Raw genomic sequence first — 17,298 nt, 5'->3', positions numbered from 1 at the left:
CGGACCCATGAGCGATCGGCTGCTGGTGGCGGTGTTCGCGACGCCGGTCGCGTCGTTCCTCCTGCGCTACGGCAAGGATCTCGGCTACAAGGCCGTGCTGTTCGAGCCGGACGGCGCACGCGCGACGGACGTCGAGACCGGCCTGGAGGCCGTCACGACGGTGCCGGAACTCGGCGCGGACGCCGACGTCGTCGTCACCGATCACGACCGGCCCGAGCTGGGGGCCGTGCTCAAGGCCGTGCTGGACCGCCCGGCGCGATGGGTCGGGGTGCTCGGCAATCCGCGCCACGCGGGCCCGCATGTCGCCGCGCTCAAGGCACTGGACGTCCCGGACCACGAGATCGCGCGCGTCCACCGCCCGGTCGGGCTGAACATCGGCTCACGCACGCCACCCGAGATCGCCGTCGCCACCCTGGCCGGTCTGCTGGCCGACCGGAACGGGCGGCCGGGCGGCTTCGAGTTTCAGTAGGCCACCGCCCCTTCCGGCATCGGCTCGAACCGGGCGTGCCTGCGGGTGAACGTCGCCGTACCCGAGGTCAGGGAACGCAGGTCGATCGCGTAGCGCAGCAGCTCCACGGCGGGCACCTCGGCGCGGATGATGGTGCGGCCGCCTTCACCCGATTCGGTGCCGAGTACGCGGCCGCGCCGGGACGAGAGATCGCCCAGCACGGTGCCGAGGTGCTCGTCCGGAAGCCGCACCGCCACCTCTTCGAGTGGTTCGAGCAGCGAGATCTTGCCCGCCGCGGCGGCCTCCTTCAGTGCCAGCGCGCCGGCGGTCTGGAACGCGGCGTCCGACGAGTCGACGCTGTGCGCCTTGCCGTCGACGAGGGTCACCCGGATGTCGATCAGCGGATGGCCGTCGACGATCCCACGCTGGGCTTGCGCCCGGACCCCCTTCTCGACACTCGGAATGAACTGGTGCGGCACCGACCCGCCGACGACCTTGTCCACGAATTCGAAACCCGACCCCCTCGGCAGCGGCAGGACCTCGATGTCGCAGACGGCGAACTGGCCGTGCCCGCCGGATTGCTTGACGTGCCGTCCGTGCCCGCGGGCCGGCCCGGCGAAGGTCGAGCGCAGGCTGATGCGGACGGGTTCGGTGCCCACGTCGGCACCTCCCGCGCGCAGCCGCGACAGCACGACGTCGGCATGGGCCTCGCCCATGCACCACAGCACGAGCTGATTGGTCTCGGCGTTGCGGTCGAGGCGGAGCGTGGGGTCGCCCGCGACGAGCCGGGAGAGGTTGCGCGCCAGCGTGTCCTCGTCGCTGCGCGTCTTCGCGACGACGGCGACCGGCAGCAGCGGCTCCGGCATCGCCCACGGCTTCATGATCAGCGGGTCTTCCGGTGAGGAAACGGTGTCGCCGGTTTCCGCCGAGCCGACCTTGGTGAGCGCGCAGAGGTCGCCCGCGACGCAGTACGGGACTTCGCGCAGGTTCGCCCCGAGCGGCGAGTACAGATGCGCGACCCGTTCGTCGGCGTCGTGGTCTTCGTGGCCGCGTTCGGCGAGGCCGTGGCCCGAGACGTGCACCGACCGTTCCGGGCGCAGTGTCCCGGAGAACACCCGCACCAGCGAGACCCGGCCGACGTAGGAGTCGACGGCGGTCCGGACCACCTCGGCCGCCAGCGGGCCGTCGGGGTCGGCGCGGAGCCCGGCGTGCGGCTCCCCGGTGGGCGAGGTGACCTCCGGCGGGACGTGCTCCAGCGGCGACGGGAAGGCGCGCACGATCCCGTCGAGGACTTCGGCGAGCCCCACGCCGGTCGTCGCGCACACCGGGATCACCGGATGGAAGGAACCGCGGGCGACGGCGGTCTCGAGGTCGGCGATCAGCGTGTCCTCCGCGATCTCCTCACCGGAGAGGTACCGGTCCATCAGGGACTCGTCCTCGCTCTCGGCGATGACCCCTTCGATCAGCTCGTTGCGAGCCTCGGTCATCCGGGTGAGCTCCGCGTCGTCCGGTTCGCCGATTTGGGGCGGGAAGCCCTGCGAGTAGTCGAAATAGCGGCGCGTGATGAGCCCGACGAGCCCGTCGCGCGCGGGCAGGTACAGCGGCAGGACGCCGGCGCCGAAGGCGTCCTGGCAGGCAGCGATCTCGCCTTCGGGGTCGGCGCGGTGATGGTCGAGCCGCGAGACGACCACCGCCCTCGGCATCCCGACCGCGGCGCACTCCTCCCAGACCGCGCTCGTGGCCGCGTCGACGCCTTCCGCCGCGCAGACCACGAACAACGCCGCGTCGGCGGCACGGAGCCCGGCCCGCAGCTCACCGACGAAATCGGCGTACCCAGGGGTGTCGATGAGGTTGATCTTGTGGCCTTGGTGCAGGACCGGCGCGACCGAAAGGCCGACCGACCGTTGCTGCCGGACCGCGGCGGGATCGTGGTCGCAGACCGTGGTCCCTTCCACCACCGAGCCCGCCCGCGTGACCGTGCCGGACGCGGCGAGCAGCGCTTCGGCGAGGGTCGTCTTGCCTGATCCCGAGGGGCCGACCAGGACGACGTTGCGGACTTTCGCCGGGTCGTCCACAGCGACGGCGGCCCCGGAGTCTCCGTTCTTGCTCTGTTTGTCGGCCATGCCGATCTCCTCACCACACGATGCCGCGTACAGGTGTGTCCTCGATCACACACCCGCGAAGGGCGTCGCGGCAAGGCGACCGGCGAGGGACCCCCCGAATGTCGACGCGCCGTTATGCTCGATGGCGGACACCCGGAGGCGGATCCGACGGTGGGGGATGAGCGATGGAGCTCGACAGACGCACGGTGCTGAGGCTGGCTGGGGCGGTCCCGATGATGGCGGCGGTGCCCGCCGCGATCCCCGAGGGCGGTGGTCCGTGGGAACGGCTGCGCGCCCGGCTGGCCGGTGAGCTGTTCCGGCCCGGCGACCCCGGCTACGACGAAAAGAGGCTCGGGTTCTTCAGCCTCTACGACCATCGGCTTCCGGCCGGAGTCGCGGTCTGCGCGAACGAGGACGACGTCCGCCATTGTGTCGATTTCGCGGCCAGGCAGCGGATTCCGATCGCGGCCCGGTCGGGCGGGCACAGTTACGCCGGTTATTCCATAGTGGACAAAGGGCTCGTCGTCGACCTGTCCCGGCTGAACGCGGTCCGGATCCTGCCCGGTGGCCGGGCGGAGATCGGGGCGGGCGCGCGGCTCGGCCCGGTGTACGAGGCCTTGGCGGCGGCGGGCCGCGCGCTGCCCGCCGGAAGCTGCCCTCAGGTCGGCATCGCCGGGCTGACCCTCGGCGGCGGGATCGGGGTCCTGGCCCGGAAGTACGGCCTGACCTGCGACAACGTGGAATCCGTTCGTTTCGTGGGGGCGGACGGGAAGGCGTGCCTGGTGTCGGAGGAGACCGCGCCGGACCTGCTGTGGGCGTTACGTGGCGGTGGTGGCGGCAACTTCGGCATCGTCACGTCGTTCACCTTCCGCACGGCGGCGGCCAGGACGCTGACCGACTTCAACCTGGTCTTCCCGCCCGCCGCGCTGGCGGCCTTGGTCGCGGCCTGGCAGGAGTGGCAGCCCGCGATGCCGGACGAGTTGTGGTCGGGGATGGGCCTCGGCGCCACGGCCGCGAACTGCGGCGGGTGTTTCGTCGGCTCCGCGGCGCGGGTGAACCCGTTGCTGGACGATCTGATCCGCCGCGTCGGCATTCAGCCGACCAAACGCGAAGTGACCGAACGGGGCCACCTGGCCACGATGCGGACCTTCGCCCAGGAGGCCGCGTTCCCCGCCGCGGTGGCGGAGCGCGGGGAGTACGTGGCCACTTCGCGGATGCTGACCCATCCCGTGCCCGACCCGGACGCGCTGGCGGCGCTGCTGGCGAGCGATCCGCATCTGTACTCGATCGTGGACGCGTACGGCGGCGCGATCGCGCGGGTGCCGTCGAGCGAGTCGTGCTTCCCGCACCGGTCCGCGCTGGGCAGCGTCCAGATCATCCGCGGTCTGGAAGGCGGCGAGGCGTACGCCCGCCAGGTGATCGGCGGGGTCCGGGACGAACTCGGCCGCGAGTACGGGCGGGCCGGGTACATCAACTACATCGACCCGGAGATGCCGGAGTGGGCGAAGGCGTACTACGGCGAAAGCCTGCCGCGGCTGCGCCGGATCGCGCGGAAGTACGACCCGGACGGCCTGTTCGCCTTCGAGCAGGGCCTGGCCCCCTGACGCGTTTCGTCCTCTGGATGCGGTGGTTCGACGGCGAACTACCGCATCCATAGGACGAAACGCGGGCCAGATCACCCAGTGGACTGCTGAAATCGCCGCGAACTGGCCTGCTTCAGAGGTCCAAAAGCGGCCTACCCTCGGAGGCGTCACCCTCACTCGTGCGCTTTCCGAAAGGTCCAGCAGTGTCTGACGACTCCACGAACACGGCCACCACCTCGCTCACCGGCACCGCCCGGGTCAAGCGCGGGATGGCGGAGATGCTCAAGGGCGGTGTGATCATGGACGTGGTCACCGCCGAGCAGGCGAAGATCGCCGAGGACGCCGGCGCCGTCGCGGTGATGGCGCTCGAGCGGGTCCCCGCGGATATCCGCGCGCAGGGCGGCGTCGCCCGGATGAGCGACCCGGACCTGATCGACGGCATCATCGAGGCCGTCTCGATCCCTGTCATGGCGAAGGCCCGCATCGGCCACTTCGTCGAGGCTCAGCTGCTTCAGTCGCTCGGCGTCGACTACATCGACGAGTCCGAGGTGCTGACCCCGGCCGACTACGAGAACCACATCGACAAGTGGGCCTTCACCGTGCCCTTCGTCTGTGGAGCGACCAACCTCGGCGAGGCGCTGCGCCGTATCAACGAGGGCGCGGCGATGATCCGGTCCAAGGGCGAGGCCGGTACCGGCGACGTCTCGAACGCGACCACGCACATGCGCAAGATCCGCGCGGAGCTGCGCCGCCTCTCCTCGCTGCCCGAGGACGAGCTTTACGTCGCGGCGAAGGAACTCCAGGCCCCGTACGAGCTCGTCAAGGAGGTCGCGGCGAAGGGCAAGCTCCCCGTCGTGCTGTTCACCGCGGGCGGTATCGCGACCCCGGCCGACGCCGCGATGATGATGCAGCTCGGTGCCGAAGGCGTGTTCGTCGGCTCCGGCATCTTCAAGTCGGGCAACCCGGCGCAGCGTGCCGAGGCGATCGTCAAGGCCACCACGTTCCACGACGACCCCGACGTCATCGCGAAGGTTTCGCGCGGCCTCGGTGAGGCGATGGTCGGGATCAACGTCGACGACGTGCCCGAGCCGCACCGTCTGTCCGAACGCGGCTGGTGAACCCGACGGCCCGGTGCTCTTCCACGAGCGCCGGGCCGTTCCACGTCGGTCAGCGGGCGGGGCCGTTCCTGGTCAGCACGCTTCCTTGGGCCGCGGCACTCAGCGTCGTGGTCCCGTCCCGGCCGATCACGTGCAGGTCGCAGCGGCAAGTCGCCTGACGACGGCCGCTGTGCAGGACCCGCGCTTCCGCGACGAGCCGGATTCCCTGTGCCGGCCGCAGGTAGTTGATGCTGAAGCCGCCGGTGAGCACATCCGGACCCAGTGTGGTCCCGGCCGCGAAGGTGATCGCGTTGTCCGCGGCATAGGCGAGTACGCCGCCGTGGAGATATCCGTTCTGTTGCAACAGGTCTTCGCGGATGTCGAGTTCCAGCGTCGCCGCGCCGTCGCCGAACGCCGCCACCCGGGCGCCGAGCAGGACGCTGAACGGTTGCGAGGCGAGGCCCTTCCGGGCGTCGTCGAGTGTCAGTGCTGTCATCAGGCCACCATCCTGCCATCGGACCTCTTGCCCGGAACCGGACCCGATCGGATACGCCGGCCGATAGGGTCCGGACATGAGCCAGACGATCCAGTTCGCGGACCTCAACTTCAAGCTCGCCGTGGTCCAAGAGCTGATGTACGACCAGGAACTCCTTCCGAAGTTCGACCTGCGGGAGTACGCCGCCGAGAAGGGCTTCATCTACGACGCCGGGAGCGTCGAGGCGATCCCCGAGGCGTTGGCCTACTTCGCGGAGCTCGAGGTTCCCTCGGAGCTCGCGGAGAAGATCACCGAGATCGAGATGGACGGCGGCAACGAGATCTATCTCGAGATCGCGCCGAACTGGGACGGCGAGGACTCCCTGTTCGACGTCGACGAGTTCGCCGACGTCGCCCACTTTCCGAACCTGAAGTCGATGACTTTGCTCTTCACGGGCAACGAAGCGGCGCTGGAGTCGTTGCGTGCCCGCGGCATCGAGGCGGACTGGCTCTGATCGGCGACCAGCGGAGCTAAGCGCAGGAAACGCGTTCCCTTTTCGATTGCTTAGGCATCGGGAAGCGGAGCGCGGGACCTTGATTCCGGCGTGCGGAGGGCACGCCGGGATCAAGGAGGACAAATGCGCACTCTTCGGTTCGTTTCCGCCGCTTTGGGGGCCGCCGCGATCGCGACGGCGCTCGTCGCGACGCCCGCTTCGGCCGCGACGGACGGGGCGGCCACGCTGAAGGCCGCCGGCATCGACGCGGCGAAGCTCGCCCCCGGGTGGAAGGTCGACGGCGACGAGGTCGTCTGGAACGGCGGGACGACCAAATTGTCCCTCTCGCCCATGGCACCCGGGGACTGCGACGCGAACTACGTGTGCCTGTGGCAGCACCGTGATTTCAACGGCAGGCGGCTGCAGTTCCAGTCGGCGGGCCTGAAGAACCTGGTCGACTACGGATTCAACGACCAGATGTCGTCCTGGTACAACCGACGCGGAGTCGACGCCCGCTGGTACTACAACATCGGCAGCGGGACCAGTCGCTGCATGCAGGCGGGCGCCCGGTCGTCGTACGTCGGGAGCGGCGACAACGACGAGGCGACTTCGTTGAGAATTTACACCTCGGCCAGCGCCTGCTGAACGAGTTGTTCCTTCGAATGCCGGACGCCGCCCCCGGATATTTCTGAGACGCTCGACTGGGGTGTCTCGATTTACCGGGGGAGAAATCGGTGAAGGAAAAGAACTTCTATTTCTATCGCCTGTTCGGTGAACCCGCGGCCGAGTGGCAGGGCACGGACCTGCCGCTCGGTCCGCCACAGGCGCGCCGGGTGTTCGCGCTCCTGCTGATCGAGGCGGGCCGTCCGGTGCCGTCCGGCCGGATCATCGACGAGCTGTGGGGCGAAACGCCACCGGTCTCGGCGAAAGTCCAGATCCAGGGCCTCATCTCGGGCCTGCGCCGCGCCTTGCGCTCGCCACGGGGCGAACAGCCGATCCTGACCAGGGGAGCGGCATACCAGCTCGACGCGCGGCCGGAGGACACCGACACCGGCCGGTTCACCTGCCTCGCCGCGCAGGGTCGTGCACTGCTGGCCCGTGACCGCCATCGCGAAGCGGCCCAGCACTTCCGGGACGCGCTCGAACTGTGGCGGGGGCCGGTACTGGCGGGGATCCCCGCCGCGGCCGAGGTCGTGGCGCGCTGGGAGGAGGAGCGGCTTTCGCTTCTGGAGGACAAGGCCGAGGCCGAACTCGGGCTCGGCGAGCACGACCGGCTGGTGCCGGAACTCCGCGACCTGCTCACGGCCGCCCCGTTCCGGGAACGGGTCTGCGGGCTGTTGATGACCGCGCTCGCCCGGGCCGGCCGGGTCGCGGAGGCGCTCGACGTCTACGCCGGATGGCGACGCACGCTGGTCGACGAACTCGGGGTCGAGCCGTCGCCGTCGATCCGCTCCCTGCACTGCGAGATCCTGCGCGACGGCCAGGGCATGACGACACGCGAATATCCCGCGTTCCAGGAACCCGCCGTGCCGAGCCAGTTGCCGCCGGGCATCCCGGACTTCGTCGGCAGGGACGCGCTGATCGCGGATCTGCTGGCGGAACTGCGCCGGGACGACGGCCGCGAAACCCCGCCGGTGGTGCTGTTGACCGGCGCCGGCGGGATCGGGAAATCCTCGCTCGCGATCAGGCTCGCGCATCAGGTCGCGGACGACTATCCCGATGGCAGGCTGTACGCGGCCCTGCGCGGGACCACGAACGAGCCCCGTTCTCCGGAGGCCGTGCTCGCCGGGTTTCTGCGCGCGTTCGGCGTTCCGACCGACGGGATCCCGGCCGACGTCGACGAATGCGCCTGCCTCTTCCGCAGCCTGGTCCACGGGCGCCGCGTGCTGCTCGTGCTCGACGACGCCGCCGGTGAGGCCCAATTGCGGCCGTTGCTGCCCGCCGGTGGCGGCTGCGCGGTGATCGTCACGAGCCGGGTGGTCCTGGCCGGGCTCGAACTCGGCAGGCAGGTCCCGGTCGACGTCCTGCCACCGGCCGACGCGGAGGCCCTGCTCGGGAAGCTCACCGAGGTCGACGAAGATCCCGTTGCCGCCCAACAGGTCCTCGAACACTGCGGCGGGCTCCCGCTGGCGTTGCGGATCGTCGGCAGCCGGATCGGCGACCGCACCGGCTGGCGGCTCGCCGACGTCGCGGGGGAGCTCTCCGTCGAACGACGGCGGCTGGATTGGCTGTGCGCGGGGGATCTCGCCGTCCGAGGCAGTCTGTCCCTCGGGTACCGGCAGCTGGCGCCGGACCGGCAACGGCTGTTCCGCAGGCTGGGTTTGCTGCCTCCGGCCGATTTCCCCGCCTGGGCGGCGGCGCTCGCCGACGACGGACCGCCGGAAGTGACGTCTCGCGCGCTGGAAGACCTGCGGCATCGGAACATGGTCCAGCCCGCCCCGCGCGCGACCGGCGCTCCCCGTTACCGGGTGCACGATCTCTTGCGCGCGTTCGCCGTGGAGGAGGTCGCCGCCGAACCCGAGCAGGACCGCGCGGACACGACCGAGCGGGTGCTCGGCGGCTGGCTCTGGCTCGCGGAGAAGGCGGCGGACCGGTTGTCCCGCAGCGTGTTGCGACCGGAGCCCGGCACCGCGGCCAGAACCTCGCTCGACGAAGGACTGGTGGCCGAACCGCTTTCGTGGTTCCGCGACGAGGTTCCCGCGCTGGAGGCCGCGGTCTCGCACGCGGCCGACGCCGGGCTCGGCGAGCTCGCTTGGGAACTGGCCGTCGTGGCCGCGTCGTACTTCGACCACAGTGGACTGTACGCGGAATGGTCGCGGTGCCACCGATGCGCGCTCACCGCGGCGAGGGCGTCGGGATGCGCGCGCGGGGAAGCCGCGTTGCTGCGGGGAATCGGCCAGATCCACCTGTACCGGGACGACTTCCGGGCGGCGTGTGAAGCGCTCACCGAGTCATGCCGGATCAGCGACCGGATCGGCGACCGGGCGGGCCGGGCCAGGGCCCTGACCGGGCTCTGCGTGCTCGCGCGGGCGGCAGGGCGGCCCGAGACCTCGCGCGCGACGGCGGGCCGGGCGCTGGCCGTCTTCCGCGAGATCGGTGACGTCGTCGGCATGGCGCACGCGCACACGTCGTACGCCGTCGCGAGCACGGAGCTCGGTCTTCTCGACGAGGCCGAAGCGGAACTCGACGAGGCCGGGCGGCTTTGCGCCGAGCTGAACGACCCGCATCGCACGGCACTCGTCCTGCGCAGGCGGGGACAACTGCACCTGCGGCGCGGAGACCGGCGGAGCGCGATGTCGTGCCTGCGCCACGCGCTCGAACTGCTCGACTCGCTTTCCGACGAGATCTGCGCCTCGCGGGTCCGGCTGGATCTCGCGCGGATCCGCGCGAGATCCGGCGACCGGCCGCCGTCGGAGAAGGTGCTGATCAGGACCTGATGCCTTGGCCCGGCGGGTCGCCGTCGATACCGTGTAGCCGAGGCCATGGTCGAGTGAACAGGAGCGGTTGTGACCGATGATGTGGCAGGCCGAGTGATCAAGGCCGAGCAGGATCGGATCCGATGCCTCCTCGACGTGGATCGCGGCGCCTACGATCGCTTGCACGCCCCGGAGTACCGGTTGTGCAACCCGACCGGCACCGTGTGGACGAAGGCCGAATACCTGGATCTCCTCACCACCGGGCGGGTCGCCTACCGGGAACTGGGGTTGACCGGCGACGTGGACGCCATCGTCGGCACCGACGTCGTCGTCCTCCGCTACCGGTGCGTCATCGAACTCACCGTCGACGGGGCGGACATCCCGCGGCACGAGGCCTGGCACACCGACGTCTACACCGACGCCGGCGGCATCTGGCGTTGTGCCTGGTCGCAAGCCACCGGCATCATGGACCTTCCGCCGGCCGTCCCCTGACCCAGCGCCCGGTCGGCAGCGCGGGAACCCGGTGCCCGCGGTGACCGGTCATCTCCTCGTTCGCGAACAGCGCGTTGAGCACCGCCTCCTCGGTCGCCTGCACGACGGCCTCGAAGAAGGGATCGAGCCTGCCCCACGGGACGAACCGCATGCTTTCGTACTCGGCCTCGTCCGTCCGCGGGAACCGGCTGGTGAGCGCCCCCGGATTCGCCGTGCTGAACGCCAGGAAGAGGTCGCCGGAGAAATGCGAACCCGCGGTGCCGGTGCGGGCGAGGCCGAGCGGGACACGGCGGGCGAGCGACGTGCACTGGCCGGGCAGCAGGGGAGCGTCGGTGCCGACGATCACGATCACCGACCCCGCGCCCGGCGGCGCCGCCCACGCCTCCTCCATCGGATTGTCGGCACCGAGCTCGGCGCCGACGTGCTCGCCCGCGACGGTGAGTTCGCGACGTGAGCCGAAGTTGGCCTGTACCAAAGTTCCCACGGTGTACTCGTCGTCCCCATAGGACACGACGCGGGAGGCCGTGCCGGTGCCGCCCTTGAAGCCGTAACAGGTCATCCCGGTGCCCCCGCCGACGGAGCCTTCGCTGACCGGACCCGTGCGCGCGGCGTCGATCGCCGCGATGGCGTGTCCACTGTGGATGGTCGGTGCGGTGCTGTCGTTCAGGTAGCCGTCCCAGGTCTCGGCGACCACCGGCAGCAGCCATTCGGCGGCCACGTCGGGCCGTTCGCGCACGACCCAGTCGATCGTGCCGCGATGGCACGCGCCGACGGCGTGCGTCGAGGTGATCAGCACCGGCAGGGTCAGCGACCCGGTCTCGGCCAGCCACGCGGTGCCGGTCATCTCGCCGTTGCCGTTGAGGGCGTACGTCCCGGCCGCGCACGGCACGGCGAAGTCCTCGCGCCCGCGAGGCAGGACGGCGGTGACGCCGGTGCGCACCGATTCGCCCTCGACGAGGGTCGTGAAACCGATCTCGACGCCGGGGACGTCGGTGAGCGCGTTGTGCTCGCCGGTCCGGCCGGGCAGCGGGACACCCAGGTCGCGGGCGCGGGTCATGGACGGTCCTCCAAATGTTCGTAGGTCAACCCGCGGGTGAAACGGCGCAGCGGGTTCACGCTTTCGGTCCCTTTTCCGGTGCATCTTCAGCTCCGCCGACAGGCGCCAAGGGGTTCGAGGTGGCCGTGCGGGCGTAGGAGAGCAGCATCGCTTCGGCGGTGGCGGTTTCCAGCGTCGGCACGGCCTGGGTGAGGTGCAGGCCGTAGCCGTCTTCCAGCGCGACGAGGTTCCGCGCGATCGACACCGGGTCCGCGGTCAGGGTGAACTCGCCGGTGGCCGCGCCCGCCTCGAGGATCCCGGTGTAGATCCGGACCTGCTGCTCGTAGAGCGTGATGTGCCGGGCGGCGTACACGGGATCGCGGCGGGCGATCGTGCCGAGTTCGTAGAGCAGCACGCAGAGTTCGTCGTCGGGACCGGTCGGGAGGCCGCTGCGGATCATCGCCCGCAACCGGTCGGACGGTTTCGTCTTCGCGCCCGCGGCCTGTTCCCTCGCCGAGCAGAATCGCGCCACCGCCTCGCGCTGCACCTCCTGGAGCAGATCGGCGAGGGTGGGGAAGTAGTACAGGACCGAACCCGGCGAGAGGCCCGCGCCCTCGGCGACATCCCTCAGCCGCAGGTTCAGCACGCCGCGTTCGAGGACGGCCTGTCTGGCCACCTCGATCAGTTCGGCCCGTCGCTCCGGTGCCTTGCTCGGTCTCGCCATGGCTTCATTCTTCGAATCTTGTTCGAAAAACGCAAGAGCTGCGCGCGATCAGCTCTTGACGTCACACCGTCGAGGGCCTTTGATGCGTGCTCAACAGTTCTTCGAAGGAGATTCAAGGAACCCACCTTGTAGGAGGTCGGCCGTGTCCACTCCCGCCCTGCGCCGCGGTCTGCGCACCCTCGGCACGCTGCTCATCACGCTCTCCGCGATCAGTCCCGCCTCGTCGGTTTTCATCATCGCGCCGGGAGTGATCTCCGGCGCCGGGACGGGTGCCTTCTACAGCTTCGTGGCCGCCGCGGTGGTCGGAGTGTTCATGGCCTTCGTCTACGCCGAACTGGCGTCGGCGTTCCCGCTGGCGGGCGGCGAGTACGCGATCGTCACCCGCACGCTCGGCCGCCTGCCCGGCTTCGCGGTACTCGGCCTCATGATCATCACGCAGGTGCTCATCGTCGCGGTGATCGCGCTCGGCGTCGGCACCTATCTCGGCGTGCTCCTGCCCGGCGTACCCGGCTCGGTGATCGCCGCCGTGACCTGCGTGATCGCGGCCGTCGTCGGGGTGCTCGACATCAAGCTCAACGCCTGGGTCACCGGGATCTTCCTGGCGATCGAGATCCTCGCGCTGATCGTGGTCAGCGCGCTCGGGCTGCTGAACCCGGCGCGGTCGTTCACCGAGCTGCTGGCCCATCCGGTCGCCTCGGACGGCGGACCGGCCACGGTCGGCGCCATCGCGATCGCCACCTCGGTCGCGATCTTCGCCTACAACGGCTACGGCTCGGCGGTGTACTTCGGCGAGGAGACGCAGGACGCCTCACGCGGCATCGCGCGCGCGATCCTGATGGCCCTCGGCATCACGGTGCTCGCCGAGCTGATCCCGGTGACCGCGGTCCTGCTCGGCGCGCCCGATCTGAACGCGCTGTTCGCTTCGGAGAACATGCTGTCCTACTTCATCGGCTCGCGCGGCGGCGGCACCCTCGACACCGTGATCGGCCTGGCGGTGGCGCTCGCGATCATCAACGCCGTGCTGGCGATCGTGCTGATCAGCTCACGGATGCTGTTCAGCAGCGGCCGCGACCGCGCGTGGCCGTCGCCGGTCAACCGGGCGCTGTCCGCGGTGCACCCGAAGTTCGGGACGCCGTGGGTCGCCACCGTCGGGACCGGCCTGGTGGCCGCGCTGCTCTGCTTCGTCGACCCGAAACTGCTGCTGGTGGTGACCAGTACGTCGATCGTGGCGGTCTACGCGTCGCTCTGCCTCGGCGCGATCGTCGGAAGGCGCACCGGCGCCACCGCGCACGCGAAGTACCGGATGCCGTGGTTCCCGGTCGCGCCGGTGCTGGCGCTCGGCGTCCTGGTGTTCGTGGTCTACCAGAACGTGCTCGACCCGGCGGTCGGGCGGCCGAGCCTGATCGTCACCGCCTGCGTCGCCCTGCTGTCGATCGCGTACTACGTCCTGGTGCTGCGGCGGAGGGGCGGCTGGAAACTGGCCGACGTCACCGAAGAGAAGGCGGAGGAGACGGCCTGATCAGGTGTACTCGGCGATCTCCACGCCGTACGTGCCCGGTTCCAGCGCCTCGAAGATATGCGGCACGTCGCCGGGGTAGCAGATGTAGTCGCCGGGCATCAGTTCGATCGGCTCGTCCAGCGGCCCGACCTTGGCACGGCCCGCGCTGAGGACGATGTGCTCCACGATGCCGCTCATATGCGGATCCGAGAGCCGCGGTTTCCCGGGCTCGGCGCGGATCAGGTACACGTCGCGCCGGGCACCGGGCGGGCAGGAACTGAGCAGCGTGCAGGCGTAGTCGGCGTGTTCGGCGAACACCGTCGGGCCGCTGCCCGAGCGGATGACCTGCACCCGGGGGCGTTCCGGCTCGACCACCCGCGAGAACGGGACGTCGAGCGCGACGCACAACGCCCAGATCGTCTCGACGCTCGGGTTCCCGGTGCCGGACTCCAGCTGTGAGAGCGTGGATTTCGCGATGCCGGCGCGTTTGGCGACCTCGGTGAGGGACAGCCCGGTGCGGGCGCGTTCCCGGCGCAGGGACATGGCGATGACGTCCAGTGGGGCACCGTCGGACGCGGTCGGGGACATGCGTTCGCTCCATCGGTCGTTGCGTTCGCCTTGACGAACACGGCTGCGTTCGTTCATTGTATGACGCTATGCGTTCGATATGGCGAACAACCACTCGTGTCCTGGGGCGCGATCTTCTCCGTGACATCGGGCTGGTCTGCCTCGCCGACACCATTGTCGGCATCTCCTACGGCGCCATCGCGGTGGGCTCCGGCTTCCCGATCTGGGCGCCGATGCTGCTTTCCGTGCTGGTCTTCGCCGGTGCCTCGCAGTTCATGTTCGTCGGCATCATCGCCGCGGGCGGCAGCCCGGTCGCGGCAGTCGCGGCGGGTCTGCTGGCCAACGCGCGGCATCTGCCGTTCGGCTTCGCGATCGGCGACGTACTGGGGAAGCGGTGGTCGTCGAGGATCGTCGGCAGCCACCTGATGATCGACGAATCCGTCGCGTTCGCGCTGGCCCAGCGCGACGAAGAGCGGCGCAAGGCGGCGTACTGGGTGTGCGGGATCGGCCTGTTCGTCTGCTGGAACGTCGGCGTCCTCGCCGGGGCGTACGCCGGGACCGCGATCAGCGACACCGATGCCTTCGGCCTCGACGCGGCGTTCCCGGCGGTCCTGCTCGCCCTGGTCCTGCCGTCGCTGCGCGACCGCGCGGCCCGGCTGCCGGTACTCGTCGGTGTGGCCGTCGCGCTGGCCACGACGCCATTCCTGCCCGCGGGGCTGCCGGTGCTGCTCGCGCTGGTCGGCGTGCTGGCCGGAGTGGCCGCCAAGGAACCCGTCGAACGCGAACCCGAGGGAGTGCACTGATGGATCCGCTGGAACTGATCATCGCCGGCGGCGTGCTGGCCGCGGGGACCTTCGCCTTCCGGTTCGCCGGGCCGGTGCTGAAGGCGCGGTTCACCGTGTCGCCCAAGGCCGAGAAGCTGATGGCGCGCTCGGCCGTAGTCCTGCTGGCCGCACTGGTCGCGGTCGCCGCGCTCACCGAGGGACACGAGTTCGCCGGCTACGCCCGGCCCGCCGGAGTGCTGGTCGGCGGCGTGCTGGCCTGGCGCAAGGCGCCGTTCGCGCTGGTCGTCGTCGCGGCCGCCGCGACCGCCGCCCTGCTGAGGCTGGCCGGGGTCCCCTGACCTGGCCCTTCCCCGAGGCGCCTAAGCTAAGGGGAAGGTCTTTCGGGAGGTCGGGTGGCGATCGCGACGGGGGCACGGCCGGTGGTCGGCGTGCTCGCACTGCAGGGCGACGTGCGGGAGCACGCCGCGATGGTGGAACGCGCCGGCGCGCGTGCGCTGCCGGTCCGCCGTCCGGGCGAACTGTCCGAAGTGGACGGTCTGGTGCTGCCGGGCGGCGAGTCGACCACGATGTCGAGGCTGCTGGAGACCTTCGAACTGCTGGAGCCGCTGCGCGAGCGCATCGCGGACGGGATGCCCGCGTTCGGCTCCTGCGCCGGGATGATCCTGCTCGCCCGGCAGGCCCTCGACGGACGGCCTGACCAGCGGCAACTCGGCGGGCTCGACGTCGTCGTCCGGCGCAACGCGTTCGGGCGGCAGGTGGACTCCTTCGAAGCCGACCTCGACTTCACCGGTATCGAAGGCGGCCCGGTGCACGCTGTGTTCATCCGCGCCCCGTGGGTCGAAAAGGCGGGCGACGGGGTCGAGGTACTCGCCAGTGTCCCCGAAATGCCGGGCTCCGAGGATGCGGCCGCTAGGATCGTCGCGGTCCGGCAGGGGGCGGTCCTCGCGACGTCGTTCCACCCCGAACTCACCGGGGACGAACGCGTGCACAGGCTGTTCGTCGACCTCGTGCGACAGGATTGAGCAAAACCGACACTGTGCTCAGCGGCGGGCACAGGAGTAGATGGAGGAGAGATGAGCGGCCACTCCAAGTGGGCCACCACGAAGCACAAGAAGGCCAACCTGGACGCGAAGCGCGGCAAGCTCTTCGCCCGGTTGATCAAGAACATCGAGGTGGCGGCCCGGACCGGCGGTGGCGACCCGGACGGCAACCCGACGCTCTACGACGCCATCCAGAAGGCCAAGAAGAACTCGGTCCCGCAGGACAACATCGAGCGCGCCCGCAAACGCGGCGCCGGTGAAGAAGCCGGTGGCGCCGACTGGCAGACCATCACCTACGAAGGCTACGGCCCGAACGGTGTGGCCGTGCTGATCGAATGCCTCACCGACAACAAGAACCGTGCCGCCATGGAGGTGCGCACCGCGCTCACCCGGAACAACGGCTCGCTCGCCGACCCGGGTTCGGTCGCCTACATGTTCAACCGCAAGGGCGTCGTGATCATGCCCAAGGGTGACGCCGGTGAGGACGACGTCCTCATGGCCGTCCTCGACGCGGGCGCCGAGGAGGTGAACGACCTCGACGAGAACTTCGAGATCGTCTCCGAGGCCACCGACCTCGTCCCGGTCCGGAAAGCCTTGCAGGAAGCCGGTTTCGAGTACGAGTCCGCGGACCTCACGTTCCTTCCGTCGGTCAGCGTCCCGCTGGACGTCGAAGGCGCGAAGAAGGTCTTCAAGCTCATCGACGCGCTCGAGGATTGCGACGACGTGCAGAACGTTTACGCGAACTTCGATGTGTCGGACGAGGTCATGGCCGAGGTCGGCTGATCGATTTTCCCGCCATGCCGCGGAAAATCGGTCCCGGGACTAGGTGCGGGCGCTCGCGTGGGGCACAATGTCGCGCGTGACGACCTCCGAAGCCGATGCCCTCACCGCCGAAGAAACCGAACTCATCCAGTGGATCGAGGCGCAGGCGAAGGCGAGAGGGAACGCGGTCATCGCGGTCGAAGGCGACGAGGAGGAAGCGGCCTTCTGCTTCACCGCGTGCGCCTGGGCGTTGCACAACGTCGCGGAAGCGGTCGTGATCGGACTGCCCGAGCACATGGGGCCGGTCCTTCTCGACGCCTACGTCGACCGCGCGGCCGCCGGCGAGATCTTCGAAGTCGGCAAGCGCTACGACGATTTCTTCGAGGGCGCGCCGGTGGTCTTCGAACGGGTCGCGAAGGGGCACTATCCCGAGTACTTCGGGAGCGCGTTCCTGATCTACCCGGACGGGGACTTCCCGGCGCTGCAACTGATCGTCGCCACACCGGACGGGCACTTCCCGTGGCATCCGGACGCGCCCGAGGGCTTCGCGCGGTACCAGCCGGTGCTGACCGAATCCGGTGACCCGGAGAGCTGGACGCCGGGCGTCGACGGCCCCTGAGCCACCGCTGCGCGTGCTGGGAACGGTCCTTTCCTTGCGAAATCTGCAAGTAAAGGACCGTTCATGGCGTTCGGAGGTGCTTGGAGAGCTCTGGGGTAAGTCCGTGAAGGCCTCCTTGAGGGACCCAGAGTCCCTCAAGGAGGCCTTCACGGACTCCATCG

The 17,298-nt window shown here is 69.9% G+C and carries 18 protein-coding genes; 13 read left to right on the top strand and 5 right to left on the bottom strand.

What is annotated here, in order from left to right; genetic code table 11:
- Nucleotides 1-7 precede the first annotated feature (7 nt).
- Nucleotides 8-469 carry an XdhC family protein gene (locus tag ACFWIW_RS15950; RefSeq protein WP_378369122.1) on the top strand — a complete coding sequence of 154 codons (462 nt, stop codon included), beginning with the start codon at nucleotides 8-10 and terminating at the stop codon, nucleotides 467-469.
- On the opposite strand, the gene ACFWIW_RS15945 is transcribed toward ACFWIW_RS15950, so the two are convergent.
- Nucleotides 463-2,571 (bottom strand): elongation factor G-like protein EF-G2, encoded by a 2,109-nt coding sequence (locus tag ACFWIW_RS15945; RefSeq protein WP_378369121.1) that lies wholly within the window; start codon nucleotides 2,569-2,571, stop codon nucleotides 463-465. The two genes, ACFWIW_RS15950 and ACFWIW_RS15945, sit on opposite strands and share 7 nt — an antisense overlap.
- Before the next feature lie 164 nt (nucleotides 2,572-2,735).
- Here ACFWIW_RS15945 and ACFWIW_RS15940 point away from each other — a divergent pair, with 164 nt between their 5' ends.
- Both ACFWIW_RS15940 and pdxS read left to right on the top strand, forming a co-directional pair.
- Complete coding sequence (locus ACFWIW_RS15940) at nucleotides 2,736-4,154, top strand: FAD-binding oxidoreductase (RefSeq protein ID WP_378369120.1); 1,419 nt, start codon at nucleotides 2,736-2,738, stop codon at nucleotides 4,152-4,154.
- Nucleotides 4,155-4,336: 182 nt separating this feature from the next.
- Nucleotides 4,337-5,251: a pyridoxal 5'-phosphate synthase lyase subunit PdxS gene (pdxS, locus tag ACFWIW_RS15935; protein WP_005159101.1), complete on the top strand. Its 915-nt coding sequence runs from the start codon at nucleotides 4,337-4,339 to the stop codon at nucleotides 5,249-5,251.
- Nucleotides 5,252-5,300: 49 nt separating this feature from the next.
- Here the strand turns inward: pdxS and ACFWIW_RS15930 are convergent, their stop codons facing one another.
- Nucleotides 5,301-5,726: a PaaI family thioesterase gene (locus tag ACFWIW_RS15930; RefSeq protein ID WP_378369119.1), complete on the bottom strand. Its 426-nt coding sequence runs from the start codon at nucleotides 5,724-5,726 to the stop codon at nucleotides 5,301-5,303.
- Between the two features lie 76 nt (nucleotides 5,727-5,802).
- Between ACFWIW_RS15930 and ACFWIW_RS15925 the strand changes: the two genes are divergently transcribed.
- The 4 genes from ACFWIW_RS15925 to ACFWIW_RS15910 all read left to right on the top strand — a co-directional run bounded on the left by ACFWIW_RS15925 (nucleotide 5,803) and on the right by ACFWIW_RS15910 (nucleotide 10,106).
- Nucleotides 5,803-6,219, top strand: coding sequence for a DUF6892 domain-containing protein (locus ACFWIW_RS15925; RefSeq protein WP_378369118.1), 417 nt, complete (start codon nucleotides 5,803-5,805; stop codon nucleotides 6,217-6,219).
- A gap of 123 nt (nucleotides 6,220-6,342) precedes the next feature.
- Nucleotides 6,343-6,843, top strand: coding sequence for a peptidase inhibitor family I36 protein (locus ACFWIW_RS15920; RefSeq protein ID WP_378369117.1), 501 nt, complete (start codon nucleotides 6,343-6,345; stop codon nucleotides 6,841-6,843).
- Between the two features lie 89 nt (nucleotides 6,844-6,932).
- Nucleotides 6,933-9,635: a BTAD domain-containing putative transcriptional regulator gene (locus ACFWIW_RS15915; protein WP_378369116.1), complete on the top strand. Its 2,703-nt coding sequence runs from the start codon at nucleotides 6,933-6,935 to the stop codon at nucleotides 9,633-9,635.
- 69 nt (nucleotides 9,636-9,704) lie between these two features.
- On the top strand, nucleotides 9,705-10,106 hold the full coding sequence (locus ACFWIW_RS15910; RefSeq protein WP_378369115.1) for a nuclear transport factor 2 family protein: 402 nt from the start codon (nucleotides 9,705-9,707) through the stop codon (nucleotides 10,104-10,106).
- Here the strand turns inward: ACFWIW_RS15910 and ACFWIW_RS15905 are convergent.
- Both ACFWIW_RS15905 and ACFWIW_RS15900 read right to left on the bottom strand, forming a co-directional pair.
- Nucleotides 10,078-11,163 (bottom strand): P1 family peptidase, encoded by a 1,086-nt coding sequence (locus ACFWIW_RS15905; RefSeq protein WP_378369114.1) that lies wholly within the window; start codon nucleotides 11,161-11,163, stop codon nucleotides 10,078-10,080. The two genes, ACFWIW_RS15910 and ACFWIW_RS15905, sit on opposite strands and share 29 nt — an antisense overlap.
- Before the next feature lie 55 nt (nucleotides 11,164-11,218).
- Nucleotides 11,219-11,866, bottom strand: a complete 648-nt coding sequence (locus ACFWIW_RS15900; protein ID WP_378369113.1) for a TetR/AcrR family transcriptional regulator — start codon at nucleotides 11,864-11,866, stop codon at nucleotides 11,219-11,221.
- Between the two features lie 142 nt (nucleotides 11,867-12,008).
- Here ACFWIW_RS15900 and ACFWIW_RS15895 point away from each other — a divergent pair, with 142 nt between their 5' ends.
- On the top strand, nucleotides 12,009-13,385 hold the full coding sequence (locus tag ACFWIW_RS15895) for an APC family permease (protein WP_378369112.1): 1,377 nt from the start codon (nucleotides 12,009-12,011) through the stop codon (nucleotides 13,383-13,385).
- Here ACFWIW_RS15895 and ACFWIW_RS15890 read toward each other — a convergent pair whose 3' ends face one another.
- A complete protein-coding gene (locus tag ACFWIW_RS15890) occupies nucleotides 13,386-13,952 on the bottom strand; it encodes a helix-turn-helix domain-containing protein (protein ID WP_378369111.1) in 567 nt (188 codons plus the stop codon).
- Between the two features lie 68 nt (nucleotides 13,953-14,020).
- On the opposite strand from ACFWIW_RS15890, the gene ACFWIW_RS15885 reads away from it, so the two are divergent.
- The 5 genes from ACFWIW_RS15885 (at nucleotide 14,021) to ACFWIW_RS15865 (ending at nucleotide 17,137) form a co-directional block, all read left to right on the top strand.
- Nucleotides 14,021-14,734 carry an AzlC family ABC transporter permease gene (locus ACFWIW_RS15885; protein ID WP_378369110.1) on the top strand — a complete coding sequence of 238 codons (714 nt, stop codon included), beginning with the start codon at nucleotides 14,021-14,023 and terminating at the stop codon, nucleotides 14,732-14,734.
- Nucleotides 14,734-15,054 (top strand): AzlD domain-containing protein, encoded by a 321-nt coding sequence (locus tag ACFWIW_RS15880; protein ID WP_007034928.1) that lies wholly within the window; start codon nucleotides 14,734-14,736, stop codon nucleotides 15,052-15,054. The genes ACFWIW_RS15885 and ACFWIW_RS15880 overlap by 1 nt, the downstream gene beginning before the upstream one ends.
- 54 nt (nucleotides 15,055-15,108) lie before the next feature.
- Nucleotides 15,109-15,738 carry a pyridoxal 5'-phosphate synthase glutaminase subunit PdxT gene (gene pdxT / locus ACFWIW_RS15875; RefSeq protein ID WP_378369109.1) on the top strand — a complete coding sequence of 210 codons (630 nt, stop codon included), beginning with the start codon at nucleotides 15,109-15,111 and terminating at the stop codon, nucleotides 15,736-15,738.
- A gap of 51 nt (nucleotides 15,739-15,789) precedes the next feature.
- Nucleotides 15,790-16,539 (top strand): YebC/PmpR family DNA-binding transcriptional regulator, encoded by a 750-nt coding sequence (locus ACFWIW_RS15870; protein ID WP_016334762.1) that lies wholly within the window; start codon nucleotides 15,790-15,792, stop codon nucleotides 16,537-16,539.
- A 67-nt stretch (nucleotides 16,540-16,606) separates the two neighbouring features.
- Nucleotides 16,607-17,137 (top strand): DUF4262 domain-containing protein, encoded by a 531-nt coding sequence (locus ACFWIW_RS15865; protein WP_378369108.1) that lies wholly within the window; start codon nucleotides 16,607-16,609, stop codon nucleotides 17,135-17,137.
- Nucleotides 17,138-17,298: the final 161 nt, after the last annotated feature.

The organism is Amycolatopsis sp. NPDC058340, from assembly GCF_042723975.1.
Lineage (GTDB): Bacteria > Actinomycetota > Actinomycetes > Mycobacteriales > Pseudonocardiaceae > Amycolatopsis.
The sequence above is the reverse complement of the archived record's forward strand: the minus strand, read 5'-3'. Positions and strand labels throughout refer to the sequence as shown.